This is a genomic window from Mycolicibacter algericus DSM 45454 (genome assembly GCF_002086455.1).
GTDB classification, from domain to species: Bacteria; Actinomycetota; Actinomycetes; order Mycobacteriales; family Mycobacteriaceae; genus Mycobacterium; species Mycobacterium algericum.
On the sequence record NZ_MVHC01000069.1, the window covers coordinates 1 to 2,097 of the forward strand.

2 protein-coding genes and 1 pseudogene are annotated in these 2,097 nt (G+C 66.1%); 1 reads left to right on the forward strand and 2 read right to left on the reverse strand.

Going from position 1 to position 2,097, the window contains the following annotated elements:
- Positions 1–138: 138 nt before the first annotated feature.
- Both istB and BST10_RS22070 read right to left on the reverse strand, forming a co-directional pair.
- A complete protein-coding gene (gene istB, locus BST10_RS22065; protein WP_083040765.1) occupies positions 139–936 on the reverse strand; it encodes an IS21-like element helper ATPase IstB in 798 nt (265 codons plus the stop codon).
- A gap of 5 nt (positions 937–941) precedes the next feature.
- Entirely contained in the window at positions 942–1,778 is an 837-nt protein-coding gene (locus BST10_RS22070) for a Mu transposase domain-containing protein (RefSeq protein WP_308214893.1), read from the reverse strand.
- Positions 1,779–1,937: 159 nt separating this feature from the next.
- On the opposite strand from BST10_RS22070, the pseudogene BST10_RS22075 reads away from it, so the two are divergent.
- Positions 1,938–2,097 (forward strand): annotated as a pseudogene (locus BST10_RS22075) (IS256 family transposase); the annotation flags it as partial.

Sequence of the window (2,097 nt, forward strand, 5' to 3'; positions counted from 1 at the left end):
TGAAGGCCGCCGGCATCGCCGGTGTGCACCGCCGCCGGAAGGTACGCACCACCAAGGCCGATCCGGAGGCTCCACGCTGTCATTTGCCACGAGGATGGGACCACCGGTTGGCCAGTAACTATGGACCACCTATTTGGCTCATTGGGGATGATCGGCGGTCGTCGGCCGGGTGTCAACTGAGGGCTTTTGGCGGCGTCGGTAGGACTGGCCTTCGATGACGAGTTCGTGCGCGGTTGAGGTGAGCCGGTCGACGGCGGACTGGGCCAGCAGTGGGTCGGTCATGACGGCCAGCCATTCATCGGGGCTGCGGTTGGAGGTCAGCACGGTCGAGGCTCGCTGGTGGCGGGCCACGATGAGCTCGTAGAAGTCGGCGGTCGCGGTGGCGTCCATGGGTTGCAGAGCGAAGTCGTCGATGATCAGCAGCCGGATCTGGGTCAGTCGGCGCATCTCGGCTTCGGTACTGTTGTCGAGTCGGGATGCTTTGAGCCGCTTGAACATTGCATCGGCGCGCAGCATCTGGGTGGGGATGCGGCGGCGCACGGCGATGTGGCCGAGTGTGGTGGCCAGGTGTGTTTTGCCGACGCCGACGGGACCGAGTAGCAGGGCGCCGTGGGGGCCGTCGAGGAACCGCAGGCCGGTCAGGTCGGTCCACAGGGTGCGGTCGTAGCGCACGGCAGCGGTGTCGTCCCAGGAGTCCAGTCGCATGGCCACGTCCAGGCCGGCGTCGCGGGCGCGGCGGGCCGCTGAGCTGTTGTCGCGGCGGGTGGCCTCGTCGGCGAGGATCAACTCCAGAAACGCCGCATGCGACAGGTGCTGTTGATGGGCCAAGGTGAGCCGCTCGGGCAGGGTGTCGAGCATCCGTCCGAGCTTGAGCTGGCGCATCACGTTCTTCAGTTCGGTTGAGATCGGGTCGCTGACAATGGGTTTGGTCGCCATGGTGATCACAGCCCCTTGTTGTCGTTGCTCTTGGTGGGGGGTGTGGTGCCGCCGTCGATGACGCTGAGCCAGTCGGGTCGCTGCCGGCCGTGGGGTCGGTATTCACCCGGGTCGCGGGCGAACCGGGCCGGGGCCAGCCCCGAGGCTGCTCGCGGCGCCTCTGCGGGGGTGTTCTCGGTGGCCTTTTGCAGCATCGCGGCGATCTTGGACACCGAGACGACGTCGAGTTCCAGGGCGCGCCCGCAGGCGGTGTCCACCGGGGCCGCACCGTAGCGTTTGACCAGCCCCAGCAGGCGGTAGACCTGGCGCATCCGGGTCCAGGGCAGTTGGTGGTCGAGCAGGCGTTCAGCGTAGATGCCGATATCTGGGCCGTGGCCGGTCGCGGTGGTGATCAGCCGGGTCAAGTCCCGCATTGCATAACCGGTCTTGTCTGCGGGCAGATCAGCGGGGTCGGTGGATCGCCCGCCGGCGGGCTGGCGGGGATGGGTCTTGACGAGCTTTCCGCGGTGAAACGCCTTGACCAACTCCCCGTCAGCGCGCACCGAAACAGTCTGTCCACGAAGGTGTTCAGGGATCGAGTACAAGGCCCGATCAACTTGAATGTGGTAGTCACGATGAACCTTGGCTTGCGCGTAGATCGGCACCTGGTAGACCGCCACGGGGGCGGGCAGCAGCAACCCGGCCTCACACTCAGCGAACACCATGGCGGGACGTTGGCAAGTGGTGCCGTGGATGCGCTGCCCGGCCTTCTCGGCGCACCAGAGTTCGGCATGGGCTTGGGCGTCGACCAGGTCGGTGAACTGCTCGCCGGCGAAGAAGTTGCCGCGCACGTACTGGACCATGCGCTCGACTCGGGGTTTGTCGCACGGGTGGGGCGTGTCATTCCATCTGTGTAAGTCCGAGGTGGTCCATCATCGGACCGCCGTTGGGGCGGACAGAAGGAGTGTTTTGTGACCAAGTCCACGAAGGCGCCGGCTCAGGACAAGACGGCGGCCCGACGGTTGGCGGAGGCGTTCAGCGCCGACACACTGGATTCGCTGATCGCCGATGCAGTGAAATCGGGGACCCCGATCGACGGCGCGGACGGTTTGCTCAACGAGCTGACCAAGGCCGTGCTCGAGCGTGCCCTGAATTCGGAGTTGACCCATCACCTGGGTTACG